This is a genomic window from Leucobacter chinensis (genome assembly GCF_019049105.1).
GTDB lineage: Bacteria > Actinomycetota > Actinomycetes > Actinomycetales > Microbacteriaceae > Leucobacter_A > Leucobacter_A chinensis.
Map to the genome: position 1 here is coordinate 231089 of NZ_JAHQZR010000003.1, position 16885 is coordinate 247973.

General features: G+C 62.8%; 18 protein-coding genes. 7 read left to right on the forward strand and 11 right to left on the reverse strand.

The genetic code is table 11. The annotated features are described in order from the left end of the window. Positions 1 to 298: 298 nt before the first annotated feature. From KTJ78_RS04745 to KTJ78_RS04760, 4 genes are all read right to left on the reverse strand, one after another. Positions 299 to 565, reverse strand: coding sequence for an ABC transporter ATP-binding protein (locus tag KTJ78_RS04745; RefSeq protein WP_217133112.1), 267 nt, complete (start codon positions 563 to 565; stop codon positions 299 to 301). Between the two features lie 36 nt (positions 566 to 601). Next, positions 602 to 1162 (reverse strand): hypothetical protein, encoded by a 561-nt coding sequence (locus tag KTJ78_RS04750; RefSeq protein WP_217133114.1) that lies wholly within the window; start codon positions 1160 to 1162, stop codon positions 602 to 604. Between the two features lie 85 nt (positions 1163 to 1247). After that, on the reverse strand, positions 1248 to 2147 hold the full coding sequence (locus KTJ78_RS04755) for a hypothetical protein (protein WP_217133115.1): 900 nt from the start codon (positions 2145 to 2147) through the stop codon (positions 1248 to 1250). A 67-nt stretch (positions 2148 to 2214) separates the two neighbouring features. Continuing rightward, positions 2215 to 4026 carry a vWA domain-containing protein gene (locus KTJ78_RS04760; protein WP_217133117.1) on the reverse strand — a complete coding sequence of 604 codons (1812 nt, stop codon included), beginning with the start codon at positions 4024 to 4026 and terminating at the stop codon, positions 2215 to 2217. 98 nt (positions 4027 to 4124) lie between these two features. On the opposite strand from KTJ78_RS04760, the gene KTJ78_RS04765 reads away from it, so the two are divergent. Further along, the gene (locus tag KTJ78_RS04765) at positions 4125 to 5693 is read left to right on the forward strand and encodes an AAA family ATPase (protein ID WP_254259374.1); all 1569 of its coding nucleotides are present in this window, start codon (positions 4125 to 4127) and stop codon (positions 5691 to 5693) included. A 9-nt stretch (positions 5694 to 5702) separates the two neighbouring features. Here KTJ78_RS04765 and dnaB read toward each other — a convergent pair whose 3' ends face one another. Then, positions 5703 to 7079 (reverse strand): replicative DNA helicase, encoded by a 1377-nt coding sequence (gene dnaB, locus KTJ78_RS04770; protein WP_217133118.1) that lies wholly within the window; start codon positions 7077 to 7079, stop codon positions 5703 to 5705. Between the two features lie 431 nt (positions 7080 to 7510). Here dnaB and KTJ78_RS04775 point away from each other — a divergent pair, with 431 nt between their 5' ends. After that, on the forward strand, positions 7511 to 8377 hold the full coding sequence (locus tag KTJ78_RS04775) for a DUF1684 domain-containing protein (protein WP_217133120.1): 867 nt from the start codon (positions 7511 to 7513) through the stop codon (positions 8375 to 8377). A 25-nt stretch (positions 8378 to 8402) separates the two neighbouring features. Here the strand turns inward: KTJ78_RS04775 and KTJ78_RS04780 are convergent, their stop codons facing one another. Beyond that, positions 8403 to 9635: a DUF418 domain-containing protein gene (locus KTJ78_RS04780; RefSeq protein WP_254259375.1), complete on the reverse strand. Its 1233-nt coding sequence runs from the start codon at positions 9633 to 9635 to the stop codon at positions 8403 to 8405. 79 nt (positions 9636 to 9714) lie between these two features. On the opposite strand from KTJ78_RS04780, the gene KTJ78_RS04785 reads away from it, so the two are divergent. Together KTJ78_RS04785 and KTJ78_RS04790 are read left to right on the forward strand one after the other, a co-directional pair. After that, positions 9715 to 10317 carry an ArsR/SmtB family transcription factor gene (locus KTJ78_RS04785; protein ID WP_217133121.1) on the forward strand — a complete coding sequence of 201 codons (603 nt, stop codon included), beginning with the start codon at positions 9715 to 9717 and terminating at the stop codon, positions 10315 to 10317. A 3-nt stretch (positions 10318 to 10320) separates the two neighbouring features. Next, positions 10321 to 11178: a M23 family metallopeptidase gene (locus KTJ78_RS04790; protein WP_217133122.1), complete on the forward strand. Its 858-nt coding sequence runs from the start codon at positions 10321 to 10323 to the stop codon at positions 11176 to 11178. 258 nt (positions 11179 to 11436) lie between these two features. On the opposite strand, the gene rplI is transcribed toward KTJ78_RS04790, so the two are convergent. From rplI to KTJ78_RS04815, 5 genes are all read right to left on the reverse strand, one after another. Next, positions 11437 to 11886 carry a 50S ribosomal protein L9 gene (rplI, locus tag KTJ78_RS04795; protein ID WP_217133123.1) on the reverse strand — a complete coding sequence of 150 codons (450 nt, stop codon included), beginning with the start codon at positions 11884 to 11886 and terminating at the stop codon, positions 11437 to 11439. An 11-nt stretch (positions 11887 to 11897) separates the two neighbouring features. Beyond that, entirely contained in the window at positions 11898 to 12155 is a 258-nt protein-coding gene (rpsR, locus tag KTJ78_RS04800) for a 30S ribosomal protein S18 (protein WP_217133125.1), read from the reverse strand. Positions 12156 to 12203: 48 nt separating this feature from the next. Beyond that, positions 12204 to 12746, reverse strand: a complete 543-nt coding sequence (locus tag KTJ78_RS04805) for a single-stranded DNA-binding protein (RefSeq protein ID WP_217133131.1) — start codon at positions 12744 to 12746, stop codon at positions 12204 to 12206. Positions 12747 to 12748: 2 nt separating this feature from the next. Further along, positions 12749 to 13108, reverse strand: a complete 360-nt coding sequence (gene rpsF, locus KTJ78_RS04810; RefSeq protein WP_217133134.1) for a 30S ribosomal protein S6 — start codon at positions 13106 to 13108, stop codon at positions 12749 to 12751. A 176-nt stretch (positions 13109 to 13284) separates the two neighbouring features. Continuing rightward, on the reverse strand, positions 13285 to 13869 hold the full coding sequence (locus KTJ78_RS04815) for an HdeD family acid-resistance protein (protein ID WP_217133136.1): 585 nt from the start codon (positions 13867 to 13869) through the stop codon (positions 13285 to 13287). Between the two features lie 121 nt (positions 13870 to 13990). Between KTJ78_RS04815 and KTJ78_RS04820 the strand changes: the two genes are divergently transcribed. From KTJ78_RS04820 to KTJ78_RS04830, 3 genes are all read left to right on the forward strand, one after another. Continuing rightward, the gene (locus tag KTJ78_RS04820; protein ID WP_217133137.1) at positions 13991 to 15292 is read left to right on the forward strand and encodes a glycosyltransferase; all 1302 of its coding nucleotides are present in this window, start codon (positions 13991 to 13993) and stop codon (positions 15290 to 15292) included. A gap of 130 nt (positions 15293 to 15422) precedes the next feature. Next, complete coding sequence (locus tag KTJ78_RS04825) at positions 15423 to 16175, forward strand: methionine ABC transporter ATP-binding protein (protein ID WP_217133139.1); 753 nt, start codon at positions 15423 to 15425, stop codon at positions 16173 to 16175. Beyond that, positions 16172 to 16834, forward strand: a complete 663-nt coding sequence (locus KTJ78_RS04830; protein WP_217133140.1) for a methionine ABC transporter permease — start codon at positions 16172 to 16174, stop codon at positions 16832 to 16834. The genes KTJ78_RS04825 and KTJ78_RS04830 overlap by 4 nt, the downstream gene beginning before the upstream one ends. The last annotated feature ends 51 nt before the right edge of the window (positions 16835 to 16885 follow it).

Sequence of the window (16885 nt, forward strand, 5' to 3'; positions counted from 1 at the left end):
GTTACGCGTTCGAGCAGGCGGCCTGTGAGAGGCCGATCAATCGGCAAACAGTATGCCGACCGATCACTCGCTCGGTACTACTCTAACCCCGGCCAGTGCTCCCTCACAAGCTACCAAATGCCCGGGCGGGCGGGTTGGCGATGTTTCTCGTGGATCAGGGCCGTGGCACGAGTTACAGCCCATGCCGCGGTGTTCGTTGTGGGCACAACGAAAAGGGAGCCTTCCACTCATGGAAGGCTCCCTTTTTCACACAGTCGGAGGGTGCGCTAGCGATAAACGCGGTGCATGCACCGGCTCGTTACTCGTGTGCGTCGTCGATGCTCTTGCGCGCCTCAATATCTTCGGGATTTGGCTTCATTCCGAGGCCCGCGAGTGCGAAGACCACGAGGCAGACGATGAACGCGATGACGAAGCAGATGAGCGCGAGCTTGATGTCTCGGGTCGCCATGAGAATCACGAGGGTCGCAAACACCGAGAGAACCGCCGAGAGACCGAGCAGCTCGGCTGGGCGCAAGCGATCTTTCTTCGATGGTGAGTTGGGCTGGTGCTGTTCTTCGTGCGTCATGATCCGTTTTCCGTGAGAGTGCGTGCGTAGGAGTGCTTAGAGCACTTCAGGCGCAGCTGCTTTGGCAGTGCGATCGAAGGCGGCGATACCGAGGTACACCCCAACGATGATGCAGTAGGCGGCAAAAAAGCCCATCACTGCGGGAAGGCCTCGCGCAGCAAACGCGAGAATGATTGCGAGCAGACCGGCAACGAGCGCGACGGTGAGAAACTCGCCCTCGCGTGTTTGTACCCACTGCCACACTGAGGCGATGGTGGTGAGTGATGCCCACACGAGCAGGAGCATCGAGAGTGCCGCGGTGCTTGGCATGAATGGCGCAGCAATACCGGTGACGACCGCGAGCGCTGCGAGTGCCAGGGTGAGCGGCCGCTGTACGGTTTCGGCCGCGGCCTTGCTCGTGGCTGCCAGTGCGACACCGTAGACGATACCGAAGACCGCGACGATCCACCGGTTAAATGCCAGCTGATCGTGCATCTCTTGCGTGAAGGTCACCGCGAAGCCGGTGAGCAGCAAGACAATTGCCGGTACGAAAAGATTATTGCGAACGGTCGTGCGCTGCTTAGCCACCGCGAGGTCTGCGATATTGCTTCCTGCCATGTCTAGCCACCTCCCTACAGAGACACTGCTTGAATTCCAACTTCTTATTGTAGCCGCTTCACCGTACTGGCGCCTGTGCGCAACGTCACCGGTTTTTGTGCACGGTTTCGGCGAAATTTGGGGGCAGGAGCGGCGGCCTCGCGCCCTGGTGCGGGCCCTGTTGCGCCCACTCGCGCGTGCTCACCCGAATGGAATGCTCGTGTTCGTCGTACACGTGCCTCGCCGCGAGGCGCCCCTCACCGAGCCGCCCGGCGATCCACGTGAAGGTGCGGGCGTCGACGTACTCGCCGCCGCGCCTGGCCCGCATGAGCTGCAGGGTGAGCATTTCGGCGAGCCTCGGGTGCGGCCCATGCCGATGGTTTTGGCCTAGCATTGGCGGAGCTTGCCCTCCTGGCACCACCGCGAGTGACCAGAAGGTTGCCGCAACACTGACACGAGTATTTGCCGAGCGTTCGGCCCCGCTGCCCTCGGCAGCGTCGACCGCGATGGGCCACTCGAGCAGCTGAAACTCTGCGACGATCTCGCTCGAGAGGGTGAGCTTGGGGGCTCCACCGCACCGATCGAAGGCCGCGATCCACTGCTCACTTCCCTGCCCGAGCGGCGCGAGTACGACCTCGAGCTGCTCATCGGCTTCGAGCCTCGCCGCAAGGGCGCCGAGGTCGAGGCCCTGCTCGGTCCAGTGCGCGACCGTTGGCGTTTGGAGTTCGGGCCAGAGCGCCTCGGCGTCGGCGAATGCGCGCCACACCCGTTGGCGGATCGGCTCGGCCAGATCGTCAAGGCCGAGCGCCTCGAGCGCCCCGCCCGGAGCGGTCAGGGTTTCGGCCTTCGCGTCGAGCCGTTCGGCGATGCGGGCTGCGGGATTCGTAACGCCCTCGCGATCTGCCGCGAGGAGCGCCTGTGTCATCGGGCCGCCGAGGAGCCCGGCGAGGCGCACGCCGTCTCGGTGCCGCTCGGGCTCTGAGAGCACGCGTTCTTCAACCACCATGCCTACCATCTTCTCACTGCCGCCTCATCTCTTGCCCGTTGCCAGACTTGCCCTCTGCCTGCCACGGTCACGTCGCCGCGTCGATGATGAGGCGTTCGAGGGCCCCCGCGAGGTCTCGAGCGTCATCAACCCGCTGGGCGGTCGGGGCATACCTGGCGACGAGCTCGTCTGAGCGCATGCCGAGCCCGAAGACCGTGACCCCGCGCGCTCGCATGTGTTGCAGGAGTGCCCTGGCCGCGGGTTCGTCGTCTGAGCCGCCGTCAGAGATGACGATGATGAGGCGCTGGCGCTCGGTATCACCCGTAGCCCGCTCGATGCCGAGCTCACGCATTGCGAGTTCGAGAGCTCGTGCATCGTTCGTGCCGCCGCTTGAACTCAGAGCCTCGCCGAGGAGCCTCGCGCGCGAAGCATCGTCGTTTGCTGCCGCGAGTGGCTTGACGAGCACGGGCTCAGCGTCGAACACGATGAGCGCGGTGCGAAGCCGCATATCGAGGTCGATACCGAGGCGGCGTTCTTCGGTCTCAACGTCTCTCGCTACCGCGGCGAGCGCCTCAATGACGACGAGAGCGGCGTCGGCGGCGACCGGAGCCACATGACGCATTGAGCCCGAACGGTCGATGAGCAGCACGATGTCGAGGTTGCCGGGCTCTTCACGGCGTCGAATGACGCGCTCCCTGCGGGCATAGGCTCTGGGCCTCGCAACGCCCGAGAGCGCTTCGGCGACGGCGCCGGGGAGCGCCTGCCGCATGAGCGTCTCACCCTGCGTCTCAGCAACCCGGCTCTCGCGCCTGAGCGGCGTTTTTCGCTCGGCGATCAGCTGCTCAAACACCGCGCGGAGTGCTTCAATATCGCTTTCACGCGACGCGACGCGTTCTCGGTAGGTCGCAAGCCGCACTTGGCCGAGCGCCCTCGCAGCAGCGACAGACTCTCGTTGCCCGCCCTGGCTTTGCGCCTCTGCGCCGCTCGCCTCCCACTCAGAAAGCGCTCTCGCGGCTTCGCTCGACAACGACATTGGGGTGTCGAGCATCGCTTTCACCTCACCCGCCTTCTGCGCCTCGAAGAGGTCGGCACCCTCGGCCTGTTCTGGGCCTTCGCCGGCCCTCGCCTGCTCGTTGCCCTCTTGCGCGCTCGCGTCTTCTGAGGCCGAGCCTGCGTCACCCTGCACGGCGTCGGCATCGTCACCCTCACCGCCCTGCTCCAGCCCTTCACTGCCAATGTCGCCTTCAGATGCCTGTCGCTCGGCGTGCTCACCGTGGGTCGCAAGGCCTCGCGAGCGTGAGACGAGCAACTGCTCGAACGGCTCGAGCGTCAGGGCGAGCAGCCTCGCAAAGGTCTGTTCGGGATGAGGTTCGGCGAGTGGGGTTATCGCGACCCACAATGTCTCAGCACCAATGCGATGCTCGAGCACATCGCCGCTCACCACGAAGGTCGCGTTTGACGCAAGCGCATCACCGAGCAGCATCACAAGCCACTGCAGCTCGGGCGTCGCCTCGCGCAGATCGCGTGCGAGCATGACTGCCGTACTGGCTTCAAGACCTGCCCGAAAGCCAGGAAAGGCAGTCAGCATTTCACCCGCCGCCTGAAGCCGGTCGAGTGTCACGAGCAACGGCTCAAGCTCGGGGCGCGTTGCTTCGAGCGTCAAGCGCTGCTGCGTTCTGCGCTCTGAGCCGGCCGGCCGCCGCCCCACGACCCAGAGGTCGAGCATGATGAGCGCTGTGAGCGCATCGTCGCTCAGCTCGGCCCCCAGAGCGCCGTACGCTCTCGTACCCACCACGACTGCGCCCTCGTGAACACCCCAAGCATCGGCCTCGGTCACCTGAACCGAGACCCCGAGCAGCTTCGCAGCCGCTGTAACCCTTGCGTGAACACCCTCTGTCATGATCACACTGTATCGAGAGCCACCGACATCGCAGGCGCACCGACACAGTCATTCCCCGCCAGCCTCTCTCTGTCGGTGCCCCGTGCTAACGTGACCGCATGGTGTCAGATCAAGCCAACCCGGTTCTTCTCGAAGCCCTCGAACTCGCCGAGGCTCTTCGGGTCATTCGACGAGCTGCGGTGCGCGATCACCGCACCCTCTCTGGCCATACCGAGACCCCTGAGCACTCCGCGCAGCTTCGAACCGCGATCGCTTCTGCACTCAAAACCACCGAAGCGATAAGCCACACTCAAGCCACCGAAGTGCCCCACGCACCGTTTGCTGAGCCGGTACGTGAGCACCTCCGCGAGCTCGCCGATACCGCCGCACGCTGGAACACGTTGTGGCGCGATCACCACGGCATGCTGGCTCCCGCATTCGACGCGCACCTCGCCGCTCTTCGCCAAGCCATCGCCCTACACAAGCTCGAAGACGCTTCGCGCGCGCGCTCACAAGGCCAAGACGAGGTACGCCAGCTCGCGGCCGCGAGCGACCGAGTACTCACGCCCGCCGAACGGCACCGACTCGCAAGCGATGTTCCACGTGCAACATCGCTGCCCAAAGCAAGCGAATCAGCTCACACGCTCATCGCTGAGGCCGCCAACCCCGAGGCCGTCGCACGCGCACTCGGCCAGATCACGCTCAAGCGGGCGGCCAACGAACTCAGTCAAGGGCTACTCGTCACCGACCAGATGCGAGACATCATCACCGAGGCTGTGCCCGTGCTGCACAGGGGCGATCCGCTACTGCTCATCGGCGAAACGGGCGGGGCAAAAACCGCACTTGCCGAGCACCTCGCCCGTACAGTAGTGGCCGGCGAGCCAGAGTTCGTGTCGGGCTACGGCGACATCACGAGCGCCCAGGTCATTGGCACGCACGAACTGCGAGCGGTCGACGGGGCAACGCTCACCGAGTTCGTTCCCGGGCCGCTTGTGCGGGCAATGACGCTCGGAAAGCCGATTATTCTCGACGAGATCAACGCAATGCCACCCGAGTTCTTAAAGCGACTCAACCGTATTCTGCAGCTCGGGCCCGGCGACCTCTTCAGCGTGCAAGAAAACGCAGGCGCTCAGGTTCGCATCGCCGAGGGCTTCGTTATTCTGGCCACAGCCAATGAGCAGTCACGCAGACGCTACCGCGGCATTGAGCAGCTGAGCGCAGAGCTCGTGAACCGCTTCGGCGCCAACACGTTCAGGGTGCTCTACCCCGACGCGCAGCGCAGCTTCCACGAGACACCCACCGAAAACCTGCTGCTGGCCTCGACCGCGGCGAGTGGACCCGATGGGCGTCTGCTGCCAGGCATGTCGTCTGAGCTCCTTGAGCGAGTTGCCCGCGTAGCTTTCGTGAGCCAGCAGGTCTTTGCCGGATCGCAGGCCGAGGGGTTCAGAGACTACGTGAGTACCGAGCACGCCGTCGACGGGCGCCCGGGGCTCGAAGAGTCAGTCATTGCGCCCCGCACGCTCGTGTCGATCGTGCGCAAGGTCTCGCGCAGCGCAGGTGCGCTCACCCTCGACCACGCGCTCTCACGCTTCGTCTCGGGCGTCATGCACAGCGAAGACCGCCAGGTCCTGACCCTCATTCTGCACGGCCAGGGTTTCGGCCTCACCGAACTCGCGGCTGGGCGCTGAGGCGCTCGGCTAGATGCCGCTCGGCATATCTTGAAAGCGCGAGAAGTGGCCTTGAAAGGCGACCGTGACGGTGCCCGTGGGGCCGTTACGCTGCTTCGCAAGAATAAAGTCTGCCTCGCCAGCGCGCGGGTGATCTTTCTCGTGAACCGCCTCACGGTGCAGCAAGATCACCATATCGGCGTCCTGCTCCAGTGAGCCAGACTCACGCAGGTCACTGATCGCGGGAAGCTTATCGGCACGCTGCTCAGAGGCACGGTTCAGCTGCGACAGGGCCACGACCGGCACATCGAGCTCTTTCGACAACAGCTTGAGCGCACGCGAGAACTCACTGACCTCTTGCTGACGGCTTTCAACCTTCTTACCGCTTGTCAGCAGCTGCAGGTAGTCAATGACGATCATGCGCAGGTTATCGGTCTGCTTCAGCCGGCGACATTTCGCGCGGATCTCAGCGAGCGTCATATTCGCGCTGTCGTCGATGAACAGCGGCGCGTCGTGAATGCGGCTCTGCGTCGCAGCAAGCTTCGTCCAGTCACGCGGCTCAAGATTGCCCTTGCGCAACACCTGCATAGGAATCGAGGCCTCAGCGGCGAGCATACGCGTCGCGATCTCGGCGCGGCCCATCTCGAGTGAGAAGAACACCGTCGCGGCGCCGTGACCCACCGATGCGGCCCTCGCCACGTCAAGAGCAAGCGTCGACTTACCCATCGCGGGACGAGCGGCAATGATGATCATCTGGCCGCCACCAAAACCGTTCGTGAGCTCGTCGAGCTCCTGGAACCCGGTGGGAACACCGGTCATGCCGTCTTCGAGCGTGCCAGCGCGTTCGATCTCGGCCACGGCATCATCCATGGCAAGCGACAGCGGCACGTAGTCTTCGCCGGCGCTACCACCGGCAACGTTGTAGACCTCGGCCTGCGCGTTATTCAGCAGGTCGACAGCCTCGCCCTCGCCCGAGTAGCCCATCTGAGCAATGCGGGTACCCGCGTCAACGAGCCTGCGCAAGAGTGCCTTGTCGCCGACGATCTCGGCGTAGTACCCCGCGTTTGCCGCGGTAGGCACAACTGCGGTGAGCGAGTGCAGGTACGCGACACCACCGGCGCGCTGCAGATTGCCGAGCTTGGTCAGCTGATCTGAGACCGCGATCTCATCAGTTGGCTCACCGTGCGCGTAGAGATCCATAATCGCGTCATAGATCACCTCGTGCTTTGGCACGTAAAAGTCAGCACCGCGCAGCAAGCCGTACACGTCGGCAACGGCGTCTTTCGAAAGCATCATGCCGCCGAGAACACTCTGCTCAGCGAGCAAATCGTGCGGCGGTGTGCGCTCTGCCCCCTGTTCGAAGGCGCCTTGCGATGGGTCTGTAGCGCTGATGTGCGCGAGTGACATGGGGCCTCCGAACAGTGAATGCTTCGTGAACGACAATCACGAGTATTGCCGAAACTACTGACACAACCGTAGGCACTTTCAGGCGGTTGATCAACTCGCCGTTTTCCCACCTGTGGATAACTATGTGCATAAGGCACCAATACAGTGGGGACTTTATTCACACAAGCTGTTAGTAACTGTGTATAAGTTTTTTGTTCGAAAAATCTTTAATGTCCTGACCTGCGGTTTTCATATTTTTATACTGTGCACAACAAGAACCTTTAACCACAGGTTCAACCTTAAACAGCTGACTTGACTGTGGAGAAAAGAGGGGGTAAGAGGCAGTTTTAGACCCTTTTTCGAAGGGGTTTTCCACGTCTTTTTTCGTGACATAAACACCCCCGATCCCACTCCCGCGTAGGGTAGAGAGGTAACGCAGAAGGGAACGTTCAATGTCATTCGATGAACATCTTCACGCACACTGGAGGGTGTGGCGCCACGCCCGACACGCCGAGCTGACACACCCGTACGGCTGGAGTGCGCCAATTGCTCAACACTGGCTGCCCGATGGCTCGGTCGATGTCACCCTGCCCGACCTGCCGGGGCTGTGGAGCGCACTGAATGGCGAAGTAACGCACACACCCGACACCGTCGCGCTCTCGGCAAACGGACCCCTCGACGCCGCCACGGCCCAACCGCTCACAGTGCAGGGAGCCGCGATCACCAGGCCCACCGTCATCGAGAGTGGCCGCTACCTCATGAGCGGCCACCCCGAGGCACAGCTCATTCTCTCCGGCGAACGGGAAGTCGAGACGATCGTTCGCCGCACGCCTTCCGGCGGCAACATTTATGCCGTGCGCGTGCGCGATCCCAGATCGGCCGCAACGGCAGAGACGTTGCCCATCACGAGCTACGAGTACGACACCGCCTGGCGCACCCCGGCCCACTTCGAGCCCCACGCGGCCACTGAGGTGGTGCGTGAAACACTCGCCGAGGGCGTCATTGACATCGTACGAAGCATCGGCACCCTGAGCTTCACGCTCGGTGAAGGCCTGGCACCTCACCAGCTTGTCGTGTTTGGCACGCCCGACCGCGCCTTCACGCACTTTCGTGACGCCACCAGTGGAGCCGAGACGCACGGCAATGGCCGAATGATCGAGCTCGATATCGCCGATGTTGCTGAGCCCGCCGACATCATTGTCGACTGGAACTACGCCTACAGCATGCCCTGCTCACTGACCCCTTACGTGTCGTGCCCGGTGCCCATCGCTGAGAATACCCTCGACGTAGCCGTCACGGCGGGCGAGCGGCTGCGGTAACCACACACTCGTTCGCCCGCTCCCATCACGCCTTTTCAACACGACCGTAGGTCAGCCTGCGCAGAATCGCCTCAGCCGGGCCTCGAAGCTGACGACGCTCAAGGATTATCGCGGCGATAAGCGACGTGATCCACACGAAAAGTGCGATCGCGAATGCGTCGCTTGCACTGACCGTCGCTCCGAGCCCCAAGCCCCACGGCGCCAGGAGCGGTGCAAAGATGAGCGACTGCCACAGGTAGCAGCTGAGTGAGCGCTTGCCGACGGCTGCAATTGCGGCCGTCACGTGACCGTGCGGCTTTGCCTGCAGCTTCGCGCCAATGACCCCGCAGAGCGCCACGTACCCTAGCCCGCCCGCGATGCCGCCGAGCTGCGCAAGGAGCATGAGCGCTGCACCGCCCATGGTTCCGGGATCGAGCACACCGAGATGCATGAGCGCCGCTGGTAGCGAGAGCACTGTCGCAATGGCGATGCCCCAGAGTGCTACGCGCTGCATGGTGAAACGCCGTGTGTGTCCCTCAAGAAAGCGATAGCGTGCCGCATAGCCGCCGAGCAACACCGCAAAAGGAACGATAAGACTGACGACCGAGAAGAACGTTGCCATAAGCCAGACGCCCAACCGCACCAGCATCGTCGCGCCGTAGCCATGGCTCGTACCAGCCAATGTTTCAAAGTCGGCTTCGAGTTGGCCGCCCTGCGTGAAATCAAAGACGCCGGGAGCGGCGAACGAAACCATGGTGAACACACCCGCGAGAAGAAGCATGAGGCCAGCAATGATGCTGCCGCTCACGATGAGCAGCACGCGGAGCGTTTTCTCACTGCCCTGCAAGAGCAGCGGTGCGACGATAAGCCCCGTGAGTGCGTATGCGCCCAGAATATCGCCCGAGAACAGGAGCAGTGCGTGCACCGCACCAAAGACGAAGAGCCACAGATGACGGCGCAGCAACATCGCGCCAACCTCGTTCGGTGAAATGTTTCGCGCGATGCGCGATTGAGCAAACTGCGTAATTCCGTACCCAAACAGAAACGCAAACATCGGGTAGACGTGGCCGTCGATGAAGAGTAGCGCGAACGACGAGAGCGCCCGGTCGATCCCGCCCTCTGCCGCGGGGTGAAGCGAATAAGCGCTGAGCTCACGCCCCCATATATGTCCTGAAACATTGGCCAAAGCGATGAAAAGAAGCATCATTCCTCGCGCCAAATCGGGTGCGAGCACTCGCCTGCTTGTCGTTGCCTTGCCGGGATATTCTGAGGGATGCATATCTCTAGGTATAGCGCATGCCACCGACAACCGCAGAAGACCCTTGCACTCATCTACGTTATTACGTACTATCGTACTCATGACGAACGCGAGTAATTCATCGGCCCCGAACGACACCAAAGCCACAAGCCCGGTAACCTCGACGCCCTCAATCGCCGACCTCACAGCAACGCTGCACTCGGTACTCGAACGCCTCGATGCCCTCGAAACTGCGGCGCCGACTCCCCCCGCTTCGGCGCACGACGGGGTGCATGCCCGAGCTCACGACGCAGACACGTTCTGGGCCCTCAACACCCTCGCCGCTAGCCGCACCGAGCACCCGCTCACCGAACAGGGCGCTGTACTCGTGGCTGGTTCACTCTCGCTCCCCACAGGCGAACCCATTGCCTGGCAGGTCACAAGCGGAACCGCGCAACTCTTCGAGCTCGACTGGTCACACCGAGCAAGCGCCCTCGCGGCCCTCGGCAACCCCGTTCGTCTCGAAATACTCAGGGCAATACTGAGCGGATCACGCCTCACCAGCGAACTCGCCGAACTCGAGGCGCTCGGAACGACCGGCCAACTCCACCACCACCTACGCCAGCTCGTTGCAGCGGGCTGGGTGCAGCAGACCGGTCGGGCGCACTACGAGGTGCCGCCAGCCAAGGTCGTTCCTCTACTCGCGCTGATCGCAGAGGCCTAGCTCATGAGGCCCACCGCGCGCGCACTGTACCGCTGGCGCTACCCCCTGATGCTGTTCGCCTGCGCCCTCCTGCTCGGGCTCGCATTCGCGCCAGCATCGCTCGTTCCACGCCCTGCCCGAACGATTATCGCGTTTACTGGCATGGCTGCTCTCGCGCTCGCGCTCGCAATCACTGCCCTTCGCCGCTTCATTACAGCCCCAGCCGGCGAGGCACTGTCGGTTACCTCGCCCGTCGCGGGCCGCTGGCTCGTGCTCAACGGCCCCTCGTCGGCCGTGCCGAGCCACGGGGTTCGGCTCTGGGGGCAGGCCTATGCGGTCGATCTCGTGGCGGATCCGCTGCCCTCTTCACCCACTCCAGAGCCCGCGGCGACTCGCCCCGAGTTCGGGTCGACGGCCTTTCGCGATGCGAAGGCCTACCCGGCATTCGGCCAACCTGTGTATGCGATGGCGAGCGGTGAGGTTGTGGCCGTGCACAGGGCCAGGCGCGATCACCGCGCTCGATCTTCGCACCTTGCGTTGCTTTGGCTCATGGCGGAGGGCTTTGTGCGGCAGCTGGGCGGTACACGCTGGCTGCTCGGTAATTACGTGACGATACGCGCCGAGGGAGTGGGCGATCGGAGCGTGTATGCGACCGTCGCGCACCTGCAGCACGGGTCTGTGCTCGTGCGGCCGGGCGAGCGCGTTGCTGCCGGGCAGCGCATCGCCTCGTGTGGCAACACCGGTAACAGCTCCGAGCCGCACGTGCACGCGCAGTTGCAGGACCACCCGCGGGCGATGCTCGCCGAGGGAGTGCCTATGACGTTTGCGCCACTCACTGCGCTACCTGTGAACGGCGAACACCTTGAGGTGGGGGCGCGGTAGGCGGGAGTGCCGCGGTACGCCGGTGGGATGCGGTAGGGGGAGGCTGCCGCAGTTCGGCTGCGGCTCGATCGGGCTGTCGCGGTTCGGCTGTGGCCGGCCCGGGGCTCGTGCACGCGTTTTCGGGGTTTACTTGACAGAAAGCAGGGTGTTTCGGTGAAAACACCCTGCTTTTCGTCAAGTAGATCCAGAACCAGCCCGAAACGCCACAGCGGCCGGCCCCCGAGGGGAACCGGCCGCTGTGTGCGTGCGATGCGCGCTTTAGCGCTGGCTGATGACCTGAAGCGTGAGCTTCGCGTCGACACCATCGTGAAGGTGTGCGACGGCCTTGTACTCGCCAGTCGTCTTGATGACGGGAAGCGTCACCTTGCGCTTGTCGATCTCGCCGAGACCCTGCGACTGTACAGCGTCTGCAACAGCTACGGGCTTGACCGAGCCGAAGAGACGGCCGCCAACGCCAGCCTTGACGATGAGACGAATCTTCTCGCCCTCGAGCTTCTGCTTGAGCGCTACTGCGTCTTCGTGGTTTGCGATGGCACGTGCCTCGCGTGCTGCACGAATGTCAGCAACCTGCGATGCGCCGCCACGGGTCCAAGCAACAGCGAATCCGCGGGGAACAAGGTAGTTACGTGCGTAACCGTTCTTGACCTCTACGACGTCGCCGGCTGAGCCGAGACCCTGAACTTCATTGGTAAGAATAACCTTTGCCATGTGAGTGCCCCCTAGCGGCCTGAGCCGGAGTAAGGGAGAAGGGCCATCTCGCGGGCGTTCTTAACTGCCTTTGCGATGAGACGCTGCTCCTGGACTGAAACACCAGTGATGCGACGTGAGCGAATCTTGCCACGCTCTGAAACGAACTTGCGAAGAGTCGCAATGTCCTTGTAGTCGATAACACCGACGGTAATTGATTTTGCGGGTGCGACGGGCTTTACGTTCTTGCCACGACCCTTGCGGCCTGCGCCGCTTGCCTTGCCTGCCATGTACTTTTCTTTCGTGAGAATTCAGGGGACGAGCCCCCAAAACAATGCTTAAAAAGGTGCTTCGTTGTCGAATGACTGGCCGGGGTTTGCCCAACCGTCGTTCGATGAAGCTCCGCGCCCCCAGGGCTGGTCTGACTGAGTCTGCTGCTGCTGAGGCGCCGACATGTTGTCGCCGCCCTGCTGCTGCTGACCGCCACCGAAACCGCCTCCGCCGCCCGCGCCACCGCGGGGCGGGGTACGCGTGACCTGTGCGGTCGCGTACCGGAGCGAAGGACCAATTTCGTCAACGTCGAGCTCGTACGAGGTGCGGCGCTGGCCTTCAACCTCGTAGTTACGCTGGCGAAGTGAACCGGTCACGATAACGCGGGTGCCCTTCGTCAGAGTGTTTGCAACGTTTTCTGCAGCTTCGCGCCACACCGTGCAGCGCAGGAACAATGCCTCGCCGTCACGCCACTCGTTCGCCTTGCGGTCGAACACGCGGGGGGTTGATGCTACTGAGAACGATGCGAGAGCGACGCCATTGTTGGTCCAACGCAGCTCGGGATCGGCAGTGAGGTTGCCAATCACCGTGATAACGGTCTCGCCTGCCATGGTTAGGCGCTCTTCGCTGCTGCGCGAGCTGCCTTCGCTGCGTCACGTGCCGCCTGGGCGCCGCGCTGAGCGATGAGCTCGTCTGCACGGAGAACCTTCGTGCGCATGATTGACTCTGCAAGGCCAAGCTGACGATCAAGCTCAGCGGTTGCTGCGGGGGTTGCCGTGAAGTTCACGACGACGTAGATGCCTTCGTTCTTCTTATCGATCTCGTAGGCCAGGCGACGCTTGCCCCAGATATCGGTGTTCTCGATGACGCCACCATCAGCGGTGATGACCGTGAGAAACTTCTCCATCGTCGGAGCGACGGTGCGCTCATCAACTCCGGGATCAAGGATCACCATGAGTTCGTATGGATGCATTATTGACCCACCTCCTTCGGACTCTTCGGCTACAGCATTTCTGTAGCAGGAGGGTATATATGCAGTGCTCGCCCATAAAAACAGACGAACAAACGTCGATTCTAGCAGAAAAACGCCTCGACCCCGCACCTTTTCACAGGAACGGGACCGAGGCGATGCTGGCGAATGCTACGTGACTAGAGCACGTGCGCATCAAGCGTCTTGGCGCGCATCGCGCGAACGACCTGAATGAGGCCGAGCACAACGAGTGAGACCCCGAGAACCCACCACAGAATAACCGCGCTGTAGAGCGGGCTCATCACGAGCACGATACCGGCGATGAGGCTCAAGATGCCCGAGATGATGGTGATTGCCTTGTGATCGGTCTTGCCGACGAACGCAAATGAGACGAACGCTTCCATGATCCACAGCACGCCTACGGTAATCGCAATGAAGACGGTGACCGTGAGTGCGGCGAACATGAGGTTCGAAAGGATGGCGATGCCACCGATAATGAAGAGCACGCCGAGCAGGGTGTAGCCGGTGCGCGCCCAGCCGCCGCGGCTCTTCGAGAAGAAGCCGACGCCAATGTTGATCGCGCCGTTGACGAGCACCCAAAAGCCGAGAATCGCGGCGACCGCCGTCATGACGGTTTTGCCGCTCTTGTCTGGCCAGATAAGGATGAGCAGGCCCATCACGATCGCGATGAGCCCGGCGGTCCCGAACAAAAACCTCGATGTCTCATGAATACGCTGTTCTTCTGACGGCGTTACATACGTCATCGCGTTCCCCCTAATTACTCGTTCCAAAAATGGTTCTTACGTATTCACTGTAGCTCTTGGGCGGTTTACTGTATAGACTCCGGTCGACCACGGGCCTCCTGCACTTGCCTACACTTGAGATATGCGCATCGGGCTCGTATCTCTGCACACCTCGCCCCTCGAAACCCCGGGTGAGGGCGACGCTGGCGGTCTCAACGTTGTTGTGCGCGAGGCCGCCCTCGCGCTCGAAGCGCTCGGCCACGAGGTCACGATCGCGACCAGGGCATCGCTCAGACAGCCGGCGGGCACCTTTCCACTCTCCGGCGATTCGCGAGTAACGGTTGTCGCGCTTGAGGTGGGCGACCCCGACCTCGAGAAAGAAGCGCTCCCTGCGCATACCCGTGAGTTTGGCCGCGCACTTACCGCGCACCCGCTGCTCGCCAAGGTCGATGTGCTGCACGCACACTACTGGCTGAGCGGCATCGCGGCACTCGAGGCGGGGCATGCCCCCGTCGTCACTACGCTGCACACGGTTGGCGCGCAGAAGAACGCTCACCGTGCGGCCGCCGATGCTCCCGAGCCTGACGCCCGGCTCAACGCTGAACGCCGGCTCGTCGCCGAAACCGCGCTCGTCGCCGGCAGCAAGAGCGAGCTCACGGCGATCACCGAGGCTTACGGCAGCCCTGGCGGGGCGCCAATCACATCGCGGATCATTCACCCCGGCGTCGACACACGCCTCTTCGCACCCGAGAGCCAGACACCTCCCGAACCCCACCAACAGCCGGGGCAGGGAGCGGGAACTGTGGCAGCAGCGACCCGAGACACAGACACAGAGCCGAGGCCCCGAGGCGAAGCCGCTCGCGGTGCGGCATTTCTCGTGATCGGGCGGGTGCAGCCCCTCAAGGGACAAGATCTTGCCGTCGAGGCCTTCATTGCCTTTACTCAGCTCGCGCCGGGGCTTGCGCAGGGAGCGCGTCTCACGATCGCGGGGCAGGCGACGCCGGGGCAGGAGTCTTTTTTGGCAGCGCTTCAAGAGCGGGCGAGCGTCGCGGGGCTCGACATTCAGTTTTTACCGGCCCAGTCCAGGGAGGGCGCAGCTCGCCTCATGCGCGAGAGCACCGTGACCCTCATTCCCTCGCACTCTGAAACCTTTGGTCTCGTCGCGCTCGAATCGGCGGCGTCGGGCACCCCCGTGATCGCCGCTCACACCACCGGTCTCGTCGAATCGGTACGTGAAGGTGTGAGCGGTGTACTCGTGAGCGGGCGAGATGCGCTTCACTGGGCTCAGGCGATGGCCCACACGGTGCACGACACCGCGGCGCTTGATGCGCTTGGCCGCTCTGCGCGCGCATACGCACAGAGGCACGACTGGCACGCGCACGCACAGTCCCTTGAAGCGTACTTCACTGAAATCGTCTCCGTGCAACGAAAGCGTAACGTATGACATTTTGTGAAGATATGCGTGCGATTGCTTATGAGATCGCGTATCGTCGTAACCGCGCCCAGCACCCCGGGCATCACCGACCCGCGCATCACACCCGAGCGCGCGGGCACCCACAGCACAGGAAGTTCGCATGACCGACCGCGATGCGGCGCTCACGTTTACGAAGGTGAGCAAACAGTACGAAGGCCCCGAGCCCGTTCTGGCTTTAAACAACGTTTCTCTTGAGATCAACCCCGGTGAGATCTTTGGCATCGTGGGGGAGTCTGGGTCAGGTAAATCGACATTCCTTGACCTGTGCGTTGGCCTCCTACAACCAACGAGTGGATCGGTGCGGGTGCTCGGAACCCCCGTCGCAGGCCTGTCTGACCGTGCGTTGCGTGAGCTGCGCCGCACCATCGGGGTCGTGTTTCAGGGCAACAACCTGCTCAGCAACGAGACCGTCGCAGACAATATCGAGCTGCCGCTCAAGCTCACGGGAGCCAAGAACCCGAAGCGCGTCGCCGAGCTGCTCTCGTTCGTGGGCCTCGCGCATCGCGCCAAGCAGTACCCAGGGGCCCTTTCAGGCGGTGAGCGGCAACGCGTCGCGATCGCGCGGGCTCTCATGACGCAGCCGAGCATCGTGCTCTTTGACGAGCCAACCTCGGCGCTCGATCTCTCAACGCGCGACGACATTCTGCGACTCATTCGAGCAACGAACCAAGAGTTTTCAACCACCTGCGTGCTCGTTTCACACGAGCTCGACGCGGTGAAAGCCATCTGTCAGCGGGCAGCCCTCTTCGAGAAAGGCAAGCTGCGCGAGATCGTAGAGGTTGCGACCTCGTTTAACGGCGATGACGAGAAGCCGCCGTACCTCGACTACGCGAAAGGGTACCTCGGTTCATGATTGACGCCATTGTGAGTAACTGGCCCGCGCTCGCCACTGCGCTCGCCGAGACCGGCATCATGGTGTTTTTTGCATTGCTCGCGGCAGTGCTGCTCGGCCTGCCGCTCGGCACGGTCATCTTCCTCACCGGGAAAGGGGGGATCAGACAAAACCGCTTCGTGTGGCTCATCGCCGACTCGTACGTCACGGTCGTGCGCGCCTTCCCCTTCTTGCTCTTCATCATCTTCCTCATCCCGTTCACTCGCCTCGTGCTCGGCACCTCGTTCGGAGTGGCGGGGGGCACCTTCCCGCTGTTATTCGTAGCCATCGCGATTTTCGCGAGACTCACCGAGCAGATTCTGCGAGAAATACCCCCGGGCATTCTTCACGCCGCGCAGGCGATGGGGGCGAGCACCCTGCAAATCGTCACTCGCTTTCTCCTCTCTGAGGGCCGCCCCGGGCTCGTCTACGCTCTCACCTCAGCGACCGTGACCCTCGTCTCGTACTCGACAGTGCTCGGTGTCGTCGGAGCCGGCGGCCTGGGCGACTTTGCCATTCGATACGGCTACCAACGCTGGGACTGGGCACTCATGTATACGGCGGTTATTGTGACCGTCGCCTGCGTACTCATCATCCAGTTCGTGGGCAACCGCATCTCAGCAGCACTCGACAAGCGTTAGCAGAGCCGGTCCCGGCGACGCTCCTTAACCACCCCGCAACACCACATCAAT

What these genes read in the sequence shown, in the direction of transcription:
- KTJ78_RS04780 (WP_254259375.1), bottom strand. Translation starts at nt 9,635, where the DNA reads ATGCATCCCTCAGAATATCCCGGCAAGGCAACGACAAGCAGGCGAGTG.
- KTJ78_RS04815 (WP_217133136.1), bottom strand. Translation starts at nt 13,869, where the DNA reads ATGACGTATGTAACGCCGTCAGAAGAACAGCGTATTCATGAGACATCG.
- KTJ78_RS04760 (WP_217133117.1), bottom strand. Translation starts at nt 4,026, where the DNA reads ATGACAGAGGGTGTTCACGCAAGGGTTACAGCGGCTGCGAAGCTGCTC.
- KTJ78_RS04805 (WP_217133131.1), bottom strand. Translation starts at nt 12,746, where the DNA reads ATGGCAGGCGAGACCGTTATCACGGTGATTGGCAACCTCACTGCCGAT.
- KTJ78_RS04755 (WP_217133115.1), bottom strand. Translation starts at nt 2,147, where the DNA reads ATGGTGGTTGAAGAACGCGTGCTCTCAGAGCCCGAGCGGCACCGAGAC.
- KTJ78_RS04785 (WP_217133121.1), top strand. Translation starts at nt 9,715, where the DNA reads ATGACGAACGCGAGTAATTCATCGGCCCCGAACGACACCAAAGCCACA.
- rplI (WP_217133123.1), bottom strand. Translation starts at nt 11,886, where the DNA reads ATGGCAAAGGTTATTCTTACCAATGAAGTTCAGGGTCTCGGCTCAGCC.
- KTJ78_RS04830 (WP_217133140.1), top strand. Translation starts at nt 16,172, where the DNA reads ATGATTGACGCCATTGTGAGTAACTGGCCCGCGCTCGCCACTGCGCTC.
- KTJ78_RS04790 (WP_217133122.1), top strand. Translation starts at nt 10,321, where the DNA reads ATGAGGCCCACCGCGCGCGCACTGTACCGCTGGCGCTACCCCCTGATG.
- rpsR (WP_217133125.1), bottom strand. Translation starts at nt 12,155, where the DNA reads ATGGCAGGCAAGGCAAGCGGCGCAGGCCGCAAGGGTCGTGGCAAGAAC.
- KTJ78_RS04820 (WP_217133137.1), top strand. Translation starts at nt 13,991, where the DNA reads ATGCGCATCGGGCTCGTATCTCTGCACACCTCGCCCCTCGAAACCCCG.
- KTJ78_RS04750 (WP_217133114.1), bottom strand. Translation starts at nt 1,162, where the DNA reads ATGGCAGGAAGCAATATCGCAGACCTCGCGGTGGCTAAGCAGCGCACG.
- KTJ78_RS04825 (WP_217133139.1), top strand. Translation starts at nt 15,423, where the DNA reads ATGACCGACCGCGATGCGGCGCTCACGTTTACGAAGGTGAGCAAACAG.
- dnaB (WP_217133118.1), bottom strand. Translation starts at nt 7,079, where the DNA reads ATGTCACTCGCGCACATCAGCGCTACAGACCCATCGCAAGGCGCCTTC.
- KTJ78_RS04745 (WP_217133112.1), bottom strand. Translation starts at nt 565, where the DNA reads ATGACGCACGAAGAACAGCACCAGCCCAACTCACCATCGAAGAAAGAT.
- KTJ78_RS04765 (WP_254259374.1), top strand. Translation starts at nt 4,125, where the DNA reads ATGGTGTCAGATCAAGCCAACCCGGTTCTTCTCGAAGCCCTCGAACTC.
- KTJ78_RS04775 (WP_217133120.1), top strand. Translation starts at nt 7,511, where the DNA reads ATGTCATTCGATGAACATCTTCACGCACACTGGAGGGTGTGGCGCCAC.
- rpsF (WP_217133134.1), bottom strand. Translation starts at nt 13,108, where the DNA reads ATGCATCCATACGAACTCATGGTGATCCTTGATCCCGGAGTTGATGAG.